Below are 14,221 nucleotides of genomic sequence, written 5' to 3' on the forward strand. Positions count from 1 at the left end.
GTCGGCGGCAAGACCGGTACCGCGCAGCACGGCGTGGACAACAGCGAGAACCCGTACGCGTGGTTCATCTCCTACGCCAAGCTGCCCGACAACAGCTCCCCGGTCGCGGTCGCGGTGGTCATCGAGGACGACAACGCCGTCCGTGACGACATCTCCGGCGGTGGCCTGGCCGCCCCGATCGCGAAGAGCGTCATGCAGGCGGTCATCAACTCCAAGAAGTGAGCCCGATCACGTCACCTCCACAACGGTGCACGTTGCTATACCGGTCCGGTATCGGGTTACCGGCTCGGCCAGGTCACACAGAGCGGGACCGGTACGGTAGGGCCCGGACGACAGCCTCCGGTCGCACACACGTGCAGACCGGGACCGACGGAGAGGGCTGGTAGGTAGCTATGGAAGAGCCGCGTCGCCTAGGCGGCCGGTACGAACTGGGCCATGTGCTTGGTCGCGGTGGCATGGCCGAGGTCTACCTCGCACATGACACCCGCCTCGGCCGCACTGTGGCAGTGAAGACGCTCCGCGCGGATCTCGCGCGCGACCCGTCCTTCCAGGCCCGGTTCCGCCGGGAGGCCCAGTCGGCCGCCTCGCTCAACCATCCCGCGATCGTCGCGGTCTACGACACGGGCGAGGACTACATCGACGGGGTCTCGATCCCGTACATCGTCATGGAGTACGTCGACGGCTCCACGCTCCGTGAACTGCTGCACTCCGGCCGCAAACTGCTGCCGGAGCGCTCCATGGAGATGACGATCGGCATCCTCCAGGGTCTGGAGTACGCCCACCGCAGCGGCATCGTCCACCGTGACATCAAGCCGGCCAACGTCATGCTGACGCGCAACGGCCAGGTCAAGGTCATGGACTTCGGCATCGCGCGCGCCATGGGCGACTCCGGTATGACGATGACCCAGACCTCGGCCGTCATCGGCACCGCGCAGTACCTCTCGCCGGAGCAGGCCAAGGGCGAGCAGGTCGACGCCCGCTCGGACCTCTACTCCACCGGCTGTCTGCTCTACGAACTGCTGACCGTCCGTCCTCCCTTCGTCGGCGACTCGCCCGTGGCCGTGGCCTACCAGCACGTGCGCGAGGAACCGCAGTCGCCCAGCGTGTTCGACCCCGAGATCACCCCCGAGATGGACGCGATCGTCCTCAAGGCACTGGTCAAGGACCCGGACTACCGCTACCAGTCCGCCGACGAGATGCGCCAGGACATCGAGGCCTGCCTCGACGGCCGTCCCGTCGCCGCCAGCGCCGCCATGGGCTCGGTCGGCTACGGCAACTACGGGGGCTACCCCGACTCCCAGGCCACCACGGCCATGCGCGCCGAGCCGGCCGGGGCGACGACGATGATCCCGCCGATGGGCCCCGACGACGGCGGCTACGGCTACGACGACCGCCCGGACCGGCGGCGCCAGCCGAAGAAGAGCAACAACACCTCGACGATCCTGCTCGTGGTCGCCGGTGTGCTGGTGCTGGTCGGCGCCATCCTGCTCGGCATGTACGCGTTCGGCGGCGGTCCCGGGAACAAGTCCTTCAAGTCCCCGAACCTCGTCGGCATCAGCTACGCCGACGCCAAGCAACAGGCCGACAACGTCGGTCTGACGCTCACCGAGGAACGCAAGCCCTGCGAGGAGCAGCCCAAGGGCAACGTCTGCTCGCAGGACCCGGCGGCCGGTACGGACGTCAAGAAGGGCGACACCCTCAAGCTGGTCGTCTCCACGGGCGCGCCCAAGGTCACCGTCCCGAGCGTGATCGGCCTCTCCTTCGACGACGCCCGGACCAAGCTCGAGGGCGACGACTACAAGTTCACGGTCAAGAAGGTGGCGCGGGTCAGCGACGACACCCCCGACAAGGTGCTCGAACAGAACCCGGTGGACGGCAGGCAGGTCCAGAAGGGCTCCACCATCACGCTGATCGTGGCCAAGCCCGATGAGAAGGTCGCGGTCCCGGACGTCGCCGGTCTGAGCTGTGACGAGGCCAGGGCCAAGCTGCAGCAGGCGGAACTCGCCCCGGCGGCGACCTGCACCCCCGACACCTCGGCCACGGACCCGGCCCAGAACGGCAAGGTCACGGGCACCAACCCGGCGGCGGGCGAATCGGTCAAGAAGAACACGCCGGTCGCGGTCAATGTGGCTCAGGTGCAGGCGCAGCAGCCGGTCGTGGTGCCCAATGTCGTCGGCCAGCAGCTCAAGGATGCCCGCCAGCAGCTCCAGAGCGCGAACCTCCCGTTCACCATCCAGGGCAGCCAGGACGACGACGCCATCGTTGTTCGCGCCGACCCGGGCCCGGGCAACCCGGTGAACCCGGGCACCAACATCGCCCTGACAACCGCGAAGGGAAACGGCAACAACGGCGGTTTCCCTAACATCTTCGGCGGTACGAACGGCTGACCCGTCCCGCCCGCTCCGGTCCCCCGGCACCGCCTGGTGCCGGGGGACCGTGGTTTTCCGGGGGTCGTGCCCTCGTCCGCGCGCCGGTCGGTTGACCGATCGGGTGGGGCCGCATCGCCCCGCCCGGCCGCAGGGCCGCACGCGCATCGAAGGGGGCAGGGCATGATCGACCAGACGGCACTCCTGGAGTCCAGGGCACTACGCAGCTCCGTGCTGGAGCGCACGGATGTGCTGGACCGGGTGAAGACACTCGCCCTGCTGCCGGACGGGCTGCATGTGACGACGGCGATGGTGGCGGCGTATTTCGGAGTGAGTGTCGAGGCCATCCGACAGATCAAGGCACGGCACCGTGAGGAGCTGTGCCAGAACGGGATGGTGACGCTTCAGGGCCGTGACCTGCGGGAATTTAAGCGTGACATCTTGTCACGCTATTCCGGAAGTTATCCACAGCCCCGGTCCGGCCTCACCGTCTACTCCCGCCGAGCCGTCCTCGACATCGCCATGCTGCTCCGCGACAGCGAGGTCGCCCGGCGGGTGCGCACCTATCTGCTCGACATGGAGCACCTGGGCCGCACCGTCGTCCCGATGTTCAACGCCCTGATCGAGACCTCGGGCGAACACCGCCGCGAGCTGACCGCGCTGCACGGTGACGTCCGCCGGGCCGAGCACCGGCTCAGGCAGCACTCCGCCCGGCTGCGGCGGCTGGAGGGGAGGCGCTGAGGGTCAGCGGAGTTCCTTCGGCGGGGTGCGCTTGCTGTCGACCTTCTGGACTCGCTCCAGTTCGCCCCAGACCACGTAGCGGTAGCGGCTCGTGTAGACCGGGGTGCAGGTCGTCAGGGTGATGTAGTGGCCCGGCTTCTTCTTGCCGGACTCCTCGGGGACCTGGTCGATGACGTCGACGTTGTACTTCGAGGTCTCGGAGAGGATCGAGTAGACCTTGTAGACGTACCAGTCGTCCTTGGTCTCGAAGACGACCGGATCGCCCTCGCGCACCTTGTCGATGTTGTGGAACTTGGCGCCGTGGCCGTCACGGTGGGCGGCGAGGGTGAAGTTGCCCTTCTTGCCCGTCGTCGGGAGTACGGCCTTGACGGGTTCGGTGTAGTAGCCCGCCACGCCCTCGTCGAGGACGTCGGTCGAGGTGCCCTTCTCCACCAGCACGGCGCCGTTGCGCATCGAGGGGACGTGCAGGAAGCCGATGCCGTCCTTGGTGTCGAGCGCGCCGGGGCCGGTGTCGGGCGAACTGGCCCAGTGGTCACGGACCTTGTCCGCCTGCTGGTCAGCGTGCCGGTCCGCGACGACGTTCGTCCACCACAGGGAGTAGACGACGAACAGCCCGAGGACCACACCCACCGTCATGAGGACCTCGCCGAGGAAACTCACCACCAGGGCGACCGGTCCGGGCCGGGGAGGGCGCGAGGCGCTCCCCGCGCCCGACGCGTCCGTGTGTGCTGCGGTGTCGTCGGCGGTGGCTGCCACTCGTCCTGTGCCCCTGTTCGACTCGGCTCGACTACTCGATGAGCGCGTCCGGCTTGCCCTTGGTGCGCGGGCGTTCCTCAACCATCTTGCCCCAGACGATCAGCCGGTACTTGCTGGTGAACTCCGGAGTGCACGTGGTGAGGGTGATGTACCGGCCCGGCGCCGTGAAGCCCGACTGCCGGGGGACCGCGTCCAGCACACTGGTGTTGGACGGCGGTGTCACCGGAAGCATCGAAGTGACCTTGTACACGAAGTACTTGTCCTGTGTCTCGACGACGACCGCGTCACCCGCGACGAGCTTGTTGATGTACCGGAACGGCTCACCGTGCGTGTTGCGGTGCGCGGCCAGGCCGAAGTTGCCCGACTTGTCGTCCGGCATGGCCGTCTTCAGCGGCGCCTCGCCGTAGTGCCCGACCATTCCCTTGTCGAGCACCCGCTTGTTGCTGACGCCCTCGGCGATCGGCACCACCACGTCCAGCTTGGGTATGTGCAGGATCGCGAAGCCCTGTCCGGGCTCGAAGACGCCGGGCGCCCGTTTGCCGCTCGCCCAGTCGTCCTGGAGCTGATGGGTCTCGCTGCCCGCCTGCGCGTGCGCGCGCACGTTCGTCCACCACAGCTGGTAGGTGACGAACAGCAGCATCAGCACGCCGGTGGTGATGAAGACCTCGCCGACCGCGCGGCTCACCATGACGGCCGCGCCGGGCTTGTTCGCCCGCGCCTGCCGACGGGCCTCGACCCGGGACAGCGGCCGCCCGGAGTCCGCGGCGGCCGAACTCGCCGTGTCCGCCGCGTCCTTGGTACCGCCGTGCCGTCCGGCACCCCGGCCGCCGCCGCGCTTGGCGGCCTTCCTGCGGGCCGCGCGGCCACCGGTGGCCCCCGGGGAGCCCGACCGGCCCGAACGCCCCCCAGAGGCGCCCCCAGAGCCGCTCCCGGCCTCCGGTGGCGGCTCGGGCAGCCGCAGTGCCATCGTCTGCTCGTCGGGCCGCGGCTCCGGTGCGCCCCCGGGCACGCCGCCCTGCCCGTCCACGGCCGGCATCCGTGCCGTCGGCGGGTCGCCCGCGCCCGTGAACGCCGGGCCGTAGGACCCGTACGGCGCCTCGCCGTACACGTCCTCGCGCTCGGGGCGCAGCGCGGTCACGCCGTGGACCTGCCCACCACCGGGGCGAGCCCCGCCGACCTCGCCACGGCACCCTGGTCGCCGCACTCGACCAGCCAGTTGGCCAGCATCCGGTGCCCGTGCTCGGTCAGCACCGACTCGGGGTGGAACTGCACGCCCTCCACCGGGAGTTCGCGGTGCCGCAGCCCCATGATGATCCCGTCCTCGGTGCGGGCGGTGACCTCCAGCTCGGCCGGGACGGTGGCCGGCTCGGCGGCGAGCGAGTGGTAGCGGGTCGCGGTGAAGGGCGAGGGCAGCCCGGCGAAGACGCCCTTGCCGCCGTGGATCACCGGGGAGGTCTTGCCGTGCAGCAGCTCGGGCGCGCGGTCGACGACGCCGCCGTACGCCACCTGCATCGACTGCATTCCCAGGCACACCCCGAACACCGGCACACCGGTCGCGGCGCAGTGCCGGACCATGTCCACGCACCCCCCCGCCTCCTCGGGCGTGCCCGGCCCGGGCGAGAGCAGGACGCCGTCGAAGCCGTCCTGCGCGTGGGCCGTGGTGACCTCGTCGTTGCGCAGGACCTCGCACTCGGCGCCCAGCTGGTACAGGTACTGGACGAGGTTGAAGACGAAGCTGTCGTAGTTGTCGACAACGAGAATCCGGGCACTGCTCACTGGTGGTCCACCGTCACATCGTTGAAGGGCAGCAGTGGTTCGGCCCACGGGAACACGTACTGGAACAGGACGTAGACCACGGCCAGGACCAGCACGAGTGAGAGCAGGGCCTTCACCCACGTGTTGCCCGGCAGAAGCCGCCAGATCAAGCCGTACATGCCGTCCCTTCCGTTCCTCACGGCACAGACTCACGCCGTACCGCACCAGACTAACGGCGCCGGACGGGCTCCCGGCCGTTGTCCACAGGCCGGGTCGACACCCGGACATACGTGGCCCGGCGGCGATCGCCTCAACGGGTGACGGAACGGGTTGTGCGACGCCCTGCGCCGGTCTCCCGGGGAGTGGTCACCGGGCGCTCGCGGGGCTCCTATCCGACGGGGCGCGCGTAGTGCAGGTCCACGGTGCCCGTGTAGCCGGGCAGCGTGACGGTGCCGTTGTCGGCGACCTGCCAGCCGAGGCCGTAGACGTTGACGTACACCATGTACGTCTGGATCGCCTTGCTGTCCGCGAGCGCCTGCTGGAGCCGGTCCGGGTCGCCGACCGCCGTGATCTTGTACGGGGGCGAGTAGACGCGGCCCTGGAGGATCAGGGTGTTGCCGACGCAGCGCACCGCACTGGTGGAGATCAGCCGCTGGTCCATGACCTTGATGCCCTTGGCGCCGCCGTGCCACAGGGCGTTGACCACGGCCTGGAGGTCCTGCTGGTGGATCACCAGGTAGTCGGGCTGCGGCTCGGGGTAGCCGGGGAGCTTGGCGGTGGCGTTCGGCGGGGCGTCGTTCAGGGTGACGGTGATCGCCTTGCCGGTCAGCGCGTGCGTGCCCGCGCTGCGCTCCAGACCGCCGAGTTTCTCGTCCTCGGTGCGGCTGCTGCCGTCGTCGCTCTCGGCCAGCGACTCCACCCGCTCGCGCAGGGTCGCGTTGGACTCGTCCAGCCCCTTGTTCTTGCGGCTGCGCTCCTGGATGAGGTCGGACAGCTTGAGCAACGAGGTGTCGGTGCGGATGTCCGTGCCCTTGGCGGTGTCGAAGCTGGTGAAGAAGATCAGGCCGGCCAGGGCGAAAACGCCCGCCGTGAGGATCCGCACCGGCTTCAGGCGCGCACGGGAACGGGCCGGACCCATTGATCCCGAACCGGGGGAGTCGGCAGAATTGCTCAACGTACCCTTATCTCCTTCGGCGCCGTAGAAGCACTACGCTAACGGACGCCCGGGGGAGCACTCAGTGTGCCCTTACTGTCCCCTTGTACGCTGCCCCGAGCCCGACCCGTTACCTGCGCGGCCACGCAGCGCATCGACAGGAGAGACCCTCGTGCCGAAGTCACGTATCCGCAAGAAGGCCGACTACACGCCGCCACCCGTGAGGGCGCAGGCCGTCAAGCTCGGCAACAGCGCCTGGGTCGCGCCCGTCATGCTGGCCATGTTCCTCATCGGCCTGGCGTGGATCGTGGTCTTCTACGTGACCGACGGCTCGCTGCCGATCGACAGCCTGGACAACTGGAACATCGTCGTGGGCTTCGGCTTCATCGCGGCCGGGTTCGGCGTCTCCACGCAGTGGAAGTAGCGGGACCGCACGGTGGGGCCCGGGCACCTCTGCCCACGGCCCTTCACTGAGTTATCCACAGCCTTGGGCAGAGTTTCCACATGTGCCTGGGGAAAAGAAACTACGATCTGTGGATAACTCACCGCTCGTTGACGCCGATGTGACTGCCCCACCAGCTGAAGATCAACCATTGCCCCCTGCTTGACCTGCGGAAACTCATCCGAGCGACGGGGGGCACAGCTGTTCCCGCACACTGTGCACAAGATCGCGCACGCGCTGTGGACAACGGTTCGGGTCAGGTCAGCTGAGCGGTTCTGACCAGGGTGAGAATCGCCACCACGACGAGGGCCAGCGCACAGGCGCCGTACTGGATCAGCTGCCGTCGGTCGCGCGGGGCGTGGATCATCGCGTAGCCGATGCCGAGACCGGCGACCAGGCCGCCGATGTGGGCCTGCCACGCGATGCCGGGGACCTGGAACGTGATGACCAGGTTGATCACCAGCAGGACGACGACCGGCCGCATGTCGTAGTTGAGCCGCCGTACCAGGACGACGGTGGCGCCGAAGAGGCCGAAGATCGCACCGGAGGCGCCCAGGGAGGGCGTGTTGGGAGGGGCCAGCAGATAGCTGAGCGCGCTGCCCGCCAGCCCGGAGACCAGATAGAGGGACAGATAGCGGGCGCGGCCGAGCGCCGCTTCGAGCGGGCCGCCGATCCACCACAGGCTGAGCATGTTGAACACGATGTGCAGAAAGCCGCCGTGCAGGAACATCGCGGTGAGCAGCCGGTAGTACTGACCGTCCGCCACCCCCTGTACGCCGAGCTGCGGGACGATCGCGTGGCCGATCAGCTCGAAGCGGTTGGTGAAGGCGGCGCCGACGATCTGCTGGATCGCGAAGAAGACGATGTTGAGCCCGATGAGGACCTTGGTGACGAGCCGGGGGTCGGCGGTGTGCCGCCCTCCGGTCAGGGTGCGGGGCGCGGCGGCGGCCGGGGCCGGGGTGGCACCGCCGGGACGGGGGACGTGCGCGGTGCCGCGCACGCAGTCGGGGCACTGGAAGCCGACCGAGGCGTCGACCATGCACTCCGGGCAGATCGGGCGGTCGCAACGGGTGCAGCGCACACCGGTCTCGCGGTCCGGGTGCCGATAGCACGCGGGCAGGCTCCGGGCGTCCCGGGCGCCGGCTGCGGCCTGGTCCATGAGATCCCCTTGTCCGTCGCGGGACATCGCCGGGCGATACCCCGCCCTGCCCATCCTTACGGACGAGCGGGGCATTTGGTTCCCCTCCGGCCTTTCCGTCCCCGGGCGTCTGCGATGCCCCGGTCTCCGAGGACTACCCGGTCGTCTCCATGTCCTTCCCCGTGTCCTTCCCCGTCTGGCCCTTACCCTGCTCCTGCCCGGTCCGCTCCACGAGGACGGTCTCGATCACCACGTCCTCGACCGGGCGGTGATCACGCCCGGTGGGGACGGCGGCGATGGCGTCGACCACCTTCCGGCTCTCCGGGTCGGCGACCTCGCCGAAGATCGTGTGCTTGCGGTTGAGCCACACGGTCGGGGAGACGGTGATGAAGAACTGCGAGCCGTTGGTGCCCGGACCGGCGTTGGCCATGGCGACCAGATAGGGCCGGTTGAAGGACAGATCGGGGTGGAACTCGTCGGCGAACTGGTAGCCGGGTCCGCCGATGCCGGTGCCGAGCGGGTCACCGCCCTGGATCATGAAGCCGCTGATCACCCGGTGGAAGACCGTTCCGTCGTAGAGCGGTTCGGTGCTTTCCGCGCCGGTCTCGGGGTTCTTCCAGGCACGCTCGCCCCCGGCGAGTTCGACGAAGTTCCTGACGGTGGCCGGGGTGTGGTTCGGGAACAGCCGGATCCTGATGTCGCCGCGATCGGTCTTGAGAGTGGCGTGGAGCTGCTCGGCCACGGGGTGCCTTCCCTGTTGTTTCCGTCGTTCGTTTCCGTCGTCATTCCCGGAAAGGCCTCGATCGTCGCACGCCGTGGGGCAGCGGGCCCCGGACGACCACGAGTTCCGCGCCGTACTGCCACCGGTTCGCCGCGGAGAGCGGCGCGCGGCGGGGATTCGTGGCAGGGTCGGCGGTGGGCCCGTTGCCCGGAATTCCGTACGTGTGAAGCGATCGGCACCCGTATGCCCGCTCGCACATGCCGTACCGGCCCCGGACAGGCATGATCCGTAACAGGGTGGACAGTCGACATACCGTACCGCCACCGAGGAGGAGGTTCCCGTGACCCGCATCGAGAGCGTGCGCGCCGCGACCGGCTCGGCGAAGGACAGCGTGCTGCACGCCGCGGACGTGGTGGCGCCCTACGCCGACACGGCCAAGGAGCGTGCCGCGTACTACGCGCAGGAGGCACGCGTACGGCTCGCGCCCGTGATGTCCCAGGCCGCCGACCAGGCCCGTGTGCAGTACGACGCGCTGCTCGCCCCCCGTCTTGAGCAGGCACTCGCCCATGTCCCGCCGAAGGTGGACCAGGCCGCGCAGGAGGCCGCGGAGCTGACCCGCAAGGCCGCCAAGCAGGCGGCGGAGTACTCGCGCCCGCGGATCGAACAGGCCGTGGCCGCCGCCGGTCCGGTCTACGACGAGGCCGCGACGCGCGGTGCCGCCGCCCTGGTCGCGCTGCGCGGCAACGTCTCCGCCCAGCAGATCAAGAAGCTGGCCCGCCGCAACGAACGCCGCTGCACGGCCCGCCGCGCCCTGAAGTACGCGGCCCTGGCCTCCCTCGTCGCCGGTACCGCGCTCGCCGTCTGGAAGTGGTGGGACAAGCAGGCCAACCCCGACTGGCTGGTCGAACCCCCCGCCGCCACGGAGATGCCCGACGCCGCCCGCCTCCACTCGGTGGACCGCACCGGCTCCCCCCTGGACCCGGAGGTCCGTGCCAAGGAGAACGAGGAGGACTCGTCCAACGACGACGAGAACACCTGACGGCGGACCCGGCACCGCCATCGGACCGCAGGGGCAGGCGAGTTGTGAACCGCCTGCCCCGCGTCCTGTGCGCGAACGGCGGCGAAAACGGCACAAAGAAACCCCTCTGACCTGCGTTTCCGCAGGTCAGAGGGGTTTTTTGTGGAGCCTAGGGGAGTCGAACCCCTGACATCCGCCATGCAAAGACGGCGCTCTACCAACTGAGCTAAGGCCCCGTGCGGCAGCGTCCGGCCGGAGAAGGTTCTCCCGACGGGCGCCGCAGACCAGAGTACCGGGTCACCCCGGGTATACGGCAAAAACTTTGGGGCTCCCCGCGTCTGACCACGCTCCGTAGGATGCTCGACAAGGTTCGCGTGAGCGAACCGCGGTTCAATGGGGAAGCGATGGGGAGACGCAATGGACGCCGCACAGCAGGAAGCGACCGCGAGAGCGCGGGAGCTGCAGCGGAACTGGTACGGGGAGCCACTGGGGGCGCTCTTCCGTAAGCTCATCGAGGATCTCGGGCTCAACCAGGCCCGGCTGGCGGCGGTCCTGGGTCTGTCCGCTCCGATGCTGTCGCAGCTGATGAGCGGCCAGCGCGCGAAGATCGGCAATCCCGCGGTGGTCCAGCGGGTGCAGCTGTTGCAGGAACTGGCCGCCCAGGTCGCGGACGGCAGCGTCAGCGCCGCCGAGGCGACCGAGCGGATGGACGAGATCAAGAAGTCCCAGGGCGGCTCCGTGCTCAGCAACACCGCGCAGACGACGAACAGTTCGGGCGCGCCGACCGTCAAGCGCGTCGTCCGCGAGATCCAGTCGCTGCTGCGCTCCGTCGCCGCCGCGGGCGACATCATCGAGGCCGCCGAAAGCATCGCCCCGGCCCACCCCGAGCTGGCAGAGTTCCTCCGGGTCTACGGGGCGGGCCGCACCTCCGACGCGGTCGCGCACTACCAGTCCCACCAGAGCTGACCGCCGTCCGGCGCGCGTCCCGTGGGGGTCGGGACGCCGACCGGACGGCGCACCGGACCAGGGGGAGGAGCCGCACGCATGGGTGAGGTGTTCGGCGGCCGGTACGAGCTGGCCGACCCGATCGGGCGCGGCGGTGTGGGCGCCGTATGGCGCGCCTGGGACCACCGGCGGCGGCGTTACGTGGCCGCGAAGGTGCTCCAGCAGCGCGACGCCCACGCCTTGCTGCGCTTCGTCCGCGAACAGGCCCTGCGCATCGATCATCCGCACGTCCTCGCCCCGGCGAGCTGGGCCGCCGACGACGACCAGGTGCTCTTCACCATGGACCTGGTCTCCGGCGGCTCACTGGTGCACCTGGTCAACGACTACGGCCCGCTGCCGCCCCGCTTCGTGTGCGAGCTGCTCGACCAGCTCCTGGCCGGGCTCGACGCCGTCCACGCCGAGGGCGTGGTGCACCGGGACGTCAAACCCGCCAACATCCTCCTGGAAGCCACCGGCACCGGACGCCCCCGGCTGCGGCTGTCCGACTTCGGCATCGCCATGCGCCTGGGCGAGCCCCGGCTGACCGAGACCGACCTCGTGGTGGGCACCCCCGGTTATCTGGCGCCCGAACAGATGCTGGGCGGCGAACCGGACTTCCCGGCCGACCTGTTCGCGGTGGGGCTGGTCGCCCTGTACCTGCTGGAGGGGGCCAAGCCGGACGCCAAGGCGATCGTGCGGTACTTCCTGGAGCACGGCACACCGAGTGCGCCCGCGCGCATCCCCGAGCCGTTGTGGCAGGTCGTCGCGGGTCTCCTCCAGCCCGACCCGGGCGCCAGGTTCCGCTCGGCGACGGGGGTGCGCAAGGCACTCGCCTCGGCCCTGGAGCTTCTGCCCGCCCCCGGTCCCGACGACGAACCGGTCGAGGTCTTCGACCAACTCGGCCCGCTGCCGGACGGGTTCGGCCCGGAGGGTCCGGCGAAACGGGCCTCTGGTGTACGCCCCGACGCCGTACGACCGGACGCTGTGCGCCCCGGCGCCGTACACCCGGACACACCCCCGGCACCGGTGCCCGACCCGCGCACCGCCCACCCCGCCATGTCCGACACCGGAAGCTTCCACCTGCCTCCCCCCGCACCCCGGGAAGCACCGGGCGCCCCCGCGCCTCAGGCAGCACTCGAAACTCCCGCCGTCCCCGTCGAAGCCCCGACCGCCGCTCCTCCCGCCGAGCCCCCGACCGCCCCGTACACCGCCCAGGGTCACCGCGCTCCCGCGCAACACCACCGCCGCCGTCCGGGTCCTCCGGCCCGGGTCGCCGTCCCCGTCGTTCTCCTGGCTCTGGCCTGCTACGCCGTCGGCTTCTGGGCGCTGGTACGGGTCTGAGCCCGCCGGGCCGCGAGGGTCCAGGCGCCGAGGCCGAGCAGCAGCGCGGTCCCGGTGCCGATGCCCCCGGCCGCGAGGACCCGCATCGCGGTTCCGTCGTCCCCGCTCTCGTCGACGAGGGCGTCCTGCCAGTCCTGGGTGCTGACGGCGAAGAGGCCGTCCGGCACCGACTTCCCGGCGTACCGGGGACCGTCGTGCCGCCGCCCGTCGACCCGCACGGTCAGCGTCACCTCGAAGGGACCCGGCCCGAAGCTGTCGGCCAGGCGCGAGCTGACGTGGACGACCAGGTAGTACTGGCCGGCGAAGCGCACGGTGTTCTCGTCGTCGGTGACCGCGTAACGGTTGGCGTACTCCACCGGGGGCACCGGCGGCAGGACGGCGGTGCGCGGTGTGCCGGTGAAGCCGAGGGAGGCGTTCTCCACGCGCCCGCGCACGGGGTTGTGCAGGGTGAGGTCCAGGGCGCCGCCGACGTAGCCGCTGCCGCTGGGGGCGGCGCCGAGTTCGGCGGTGGCGTGGAGCTGCTGCCCCCAGCCGACGGGCACCGCGTAGAAGAGGGTCGTGCCGGGGGCGGCGCGGGTACGCCAGATGCCCTCGCCCAGCGGACGCGCGGTGGCGAATCCGGCGCCGCCGGTCCGGGTGCGCGGGGTGCCGACGGGCGGCCGGGGCGTGGCCGAGTCCCAGGTGGCGGGCGGGGTGGTGGGACCGGCCGTGGCCGGGCGGGACTCCGTGACGGGCGCGATCTCCAGGTCCCAGGTCCGGTCCGACCCGGAGTCCCCGCTGTCCAGGCGCTCGACGAGCAGGTAGTACGTCCCCGCGCCCCCGCACAGGGTCCGTCCGGTGTCGCGCTGGGCGAGCGCGGTCACGGGCCGCGGGCTCAGCGCGGCGCCGATGGTGGCGGAGGAGTAGGAGCAGGCGCTGCCGTCGATGTCGCGGAGCGAGACACGGATGCCGTCGGTGGAGGCGACGGTGGTGCCCGCCGGGGGTACGGCGGTGACGGGGACGTAGGCCGTGGCCGTCGCGGCGAGGTCGAGGCGGTAGTAGAGCTTGCCGTGGGCGGGGAGTGAGCTGCGGTATGTGTGGCCCGCCTTCAGCGGCCGCGCCGCGGAGGTGCCCGGCACACCGGACACGGACTCGGCTCCGATGGCGAAGGCGTACGGCTGGGGTCCGGCCTCGGCGGCCATGGCGGGGGTGGCGGCGAGGGCGTGCAGGAGGAGCGCCGCGACGAGGGCGGCGGTGCGGCAGGGGCGGTGTCGCCGGGGCCGCCGGTCCGGTGCGGTGGCGTACGTCCGCCGTGCTCGCGCGGTGCTGAACCTCCGCCGTCGCCACCCCGCGCGTCCTCGCCCCCGCATGGACACCCCTGGTCCCTCCCCCATCGTCCGCACCACGTCTGGGGCCCATCCTGCACCGGGGGCCCTTGCTCCATCCGGGCATTCCGCGCGGTTGTCCGAAACGTCCGGGCCGTTCCCACGGGCGTACACCAGCCTTGGGAGTCCGGCAACCGGAAGCGGTGGGGCCGGACAACGCCGGTGGGGCCGGGCAACACGGAACCCCGGTCGCTCGGGGCGGCCGGGGTTCGGTTCAGATCGTGGTGCCGGGGTCAGGAACCCGTGGGCACGGAGTCGGTGGCCTCCGTCCACAGATCCTGCTCGGCGCGATCCGCCTGGATCTGGCGGTACACGAGGAGACCGCCGATGGCGGCCAGTGCGACCAGGAGCAGCTTCTTCACCGCGCGACCTCGTCTTTCGTTGGCGTTGGGGACCTCTGGCGCCCGACTATACACACCGGCCGATACCGATCGGTGACCTG

Annotated in this window: 16 protein-coding genes and 1 tRNA gene; 7 read left to right on the forward strand and 10 right to left on the reverse strand. The window is 70.5% G+C overall.

Annotated elements, in window-relative coordinates; translation table 11 throughout:
* The 3 genes from GTW40_RS29070 to GTW40_RS29080 form a co-directional block, all read left to right on the forward strand.
* Positions 1 to 222: penicillin-binding transpeptidase domain-containing protein (locus GTW40_RS29070; RefSeq protein ID WP_272919050.1), on the forward strand; the 222-nt coding region annotated here is incomplete at its 5' end.
* Between the two features lie 170 nt (positions 223 to 392).
* On the forward strand, positions 393 to 2,387 hold the full coding sequence (pknB, locus tag GTW40_RS29075; RefSeq protein WP_161183113.1) for a Stk1 family PASTA domain-containing Ser/Thr kinase: 1,995 nt from the start codon (positions 393 to 395) through the stop codon (positions 2,385 to 2,387).
* Positions 2,388 to 2,549: 162 nt separating this feature from the next.
* Positions 2,550 to 3,107 (forward strand): restriction endonuclease, encoded by a 558-nt coding sequence (locus tag GTW40_RS29080; RefSeq protein ID WP_161183114.1) that lies wholly within the window; start codon positions 2,550 to 2,552, stop codon positions 3,105 to 3,107.
* A gap of 3 nt (positions 3,108 to 3,110) precedes the next feature.
* Here the strand turns inward: GTW40_RS29080 and GTW40_RS29085 are convergent, their stop codons facing one another.
* The 5 genes from GTW40_RS29085 to GTW40_RS29100 all read right to left on the reverse strand — a co-directional run bounded on the left by GTW40_RS29085 (position 3,111) and on the right by GTW40_RS29100 (position 6,792).
* A complete protein-coding gene (locus GTW40_RS29085) occupies positions 3,111 to 3,863 on the reverse strand; it encodes a class E sortase (protein ID WP_161183115.1) in 753 nt (250 codons plus the stop codon).
* A gap of 31 nt (positions 3,864 to 3,894) precedes the next feature.
* Positions 3,895 to 5,001 carry a class E sortase gene (locus tag GTW40_RS29090; RefSeq protein ID WP_161183116.1) on the reverse strand — a complete coding sequence of 369 codons (1,107 nt, stop codon included), beginning with the start codon at positions 4,999 to 5,001 and terminating at the stop codon, positions 3,895 to 3,897.
* A complete protein-coding gene (locus GTW40_RS29095) occupies positions 4,998 to 5,639 on the reverse strand; it encodes an aminodeoxychorismate/anthranilate synthase component II (protein WP_161183117.1) in 642 nt (213 codons plus the stop codon). Before GTW40_RS29095 ends, GTW40_RS29090 begins: the two co-directional genes overlap by 4 nt.
* Complete coding sequence (locus GTW40_RS32850; protein ID WP_018547677.1) at positions 5,636 to 5,797, reverse strand: hypothetical protein; 162 nt, start codon at positions 5,795 to 5,797, stop codon at positions 5,636 to 5,638. The genes GTW40_RS29095 and GTW40_RS32850 overlap by 4 nt, the downstream gene beginning before the upstream one ends.
* 209 nt (positions 5,798 to 6,006) lie before the next feature.
* Positions 6,007 to 6,792, reverse strand: a complete 786-nt coding sequence (locus tag GTW40_RS29100) for a DUF881 domain-containing protein (protein WP_161183118.1) — start codon at positions 6,790 to 6,792, stop codon at positions 6,007 to 6,009.
* A 151-nt stretch (positions 6,793 to 6,943) separates the two neighbouring features.
* Between GTW40_RS29100 and crgA the strand changes: the two genes are divergently transcribed.
* Positions 6,944 to 7,195, forward strand: coding sequence for a cell division protein CrgA (crgA, locus tag GTW40_RS29105; RefSeq protein WP_161183119.1), 252 nt, complete (start codon positions 6,944 to 6,946; stop codon positions 7,193 to 7,195).
* 274 nt (positions 7,196 to 7,469) lie between these two features.
* Here the strand turns inward: crgA and GTW40_RS29110 are convergent, their stop codons facing one another.
* Positions 7,470 to 8,372 carry a rhomboid family intramembrane serine protease gene (locus tag GTW40_RS29110; RefSeq protein WP_161183120.1) on the reverse strand — a complete coding sequence of 301 codons (903 nt, stop codon included), beginning with the start codon at positions 8,370 to 8,372 and terminating at the stop codon, positions 7,470 to 7,472.
* Positions 8,373 to 8,505: 133 nt separating this feature from the next.
* A complete protein-coding gene (locus tag GTW40_RS29115; RefSeq protein WP_161183121.1) occupies positions 8,506 to 9,093 on the reverse strand; it encodes a peptidylprolyl isomerase in 588 nt (195 codons plus the stop codon).
* A gap of 319 nt (positions 9,094 to 9,412) precedes the next feature.
* Between GTW40_RS29115 and GTW40_RS29120 the strand changes: the two genes are divergently transcribed.
* Positions 9,413 to 10,111, forward strand: a complete 699-nt coding sequence (locus GTW40_RS29120) for a DUF5324 family protein (protein ID WP_161183122.1) — start codon at positions 9,413 to 9,415, stop codon at positions 10,109 to 10,111.
* Between the two features lie 142 nt (positions 10,112 to 10,253).
* On the opposite strand, the gene GTW40_RS29125 is transcribed toward GTW40_RS29120, so the two are convergent.
* Positions 10,254 to 10,326: transfer RNA gene (locus tag GTW40_RS29125), tRNA-Ala, on the reverse strand.
* Positions 10,327 to 10,507: 181 nt separating this feature from the next.
* Here GTW40_RS29125 and GTW40_RS29130 point away from each other — a divergent pair.
* On the forward strand, positions 10,508 to 11,056 hold the full coding sequence (locus tag GTW40_RS29130; protein ID WP_161183123.1) for a helix-turn-helix transcriptional regulator: 549 nt from the start codon (positions 10,508 to 10,510) through the stop codon (positions 11,054 to 11,056).
* 78 nt (positions 11,057 to 11,134) lie between these two features.
* The gene (locus GTW40_RS29135) at positions 11,135 to 12,415 is read left to right on the forward strand and encodes a serine/threonine-protein kinase (protein WP_161183124.1); all 1,281 of its coding nucleotides are present in this window, start codon (positions 11,135 to 11,137) and stop codon (positions 12,413 to 12,415) included.
* Here GTW40_RS29135 and GTW40_RS29140 read toward each other — a convergent pair.
* Together GTW40_RS29140 and GTW40_RS33435 are read right to left on the reverse strand one after the other, a co-directional pair.
* Positions 12,379 to 13,764, reverse strand: coding sequence for a hypothetical protein (locus GTW40_RS29140; RefSeq protein ID WP_202486558.1), 1,386 nt, complete (start codon positions 13,762 to 13,764; stop codon positions 12,379 to 12,381). The genes GTW40_RS29135 and GTW40_RS29140 overlap by 37 nt on opposite strands.
* A gap of 248 nt (positions 13,765 to 14,012) precedes the next feature.
* Positions 14,013 to 14,141, reverse strand: coding sequence for a DLW-39 family protein (locus GTW40_RS33435; RefSeq protein ID WP_003999697.1), 129 nt, complete (start codon positions 14,139 to 14,141; stop codon positions 14,013 to 14,015).
* Positions 14,142 to 14,221 lie beyond the last annotated feature (80 nt).

It is taken from the genome of Streptomyces sp. SID4985, from assembly GCF_009863025.1.
In the GTDB taxonomy this organism is placed as follows: Bacteria; Actinomycetota; Actinomycetes; order Streptomycetales; family Streptomycetaceae; genus Streptomyces.

Excerpts from the sequence above, each read along its gene's own strand:
- pknB (WP_161183113.1), top strand. The coding sequence starts at position 393 with ATGGAAGAGCCGCGTCGCCTAGGCGGCCGGTACGAACTGGGCCATGTG.
- GTW40_RS29080 (WP_161183114.1), top strand. The coding sequence starts at position 2,550 with ATGATCGACCAGACGGCACTCCTGGAGTCCAGGGCACTACGCAGCTCC.
- GTW40_RS32850 (WP_018547677.1), bottom strand. The coding sequence starts at position 5,797 with ATGTACGGCTTGATCTGGCGGCTTCTGCCGGGCAACACGTGGGTGAAG.
- GTW40_RS29110 (WP_161183120.1), bottom strand. The coding sequence starts at position 8,372 with ATGGACCAGGCCGCAGCCGGCGCCCGGGACGCCCGGAGCCTGCCCGCG.
- GTW40_RS29130 (WP_161183123.1), top strand. The coding sequence starts at position 10,508 with ATGGACGCCGCACAGCAGGAAGCGACCGCGAGAGCGCGGGAGCTGCAG.
- GTW40_RS29135 (WP_161183124.1), top strand. The coding sequence starts at position 11,135 with ATGGGTGAGGTGTTCGGCGGCCGGTACGAGCTGGCCGACCCGATCGGG.
- GTW40_RS29140 (WP_202486558.1), bottom strand. The coding sequence starts at position 13,764 with ATGCGGGGGCGAGGACGCGCGGGGTGGCGACGGCGGAGGTTCAGCACC.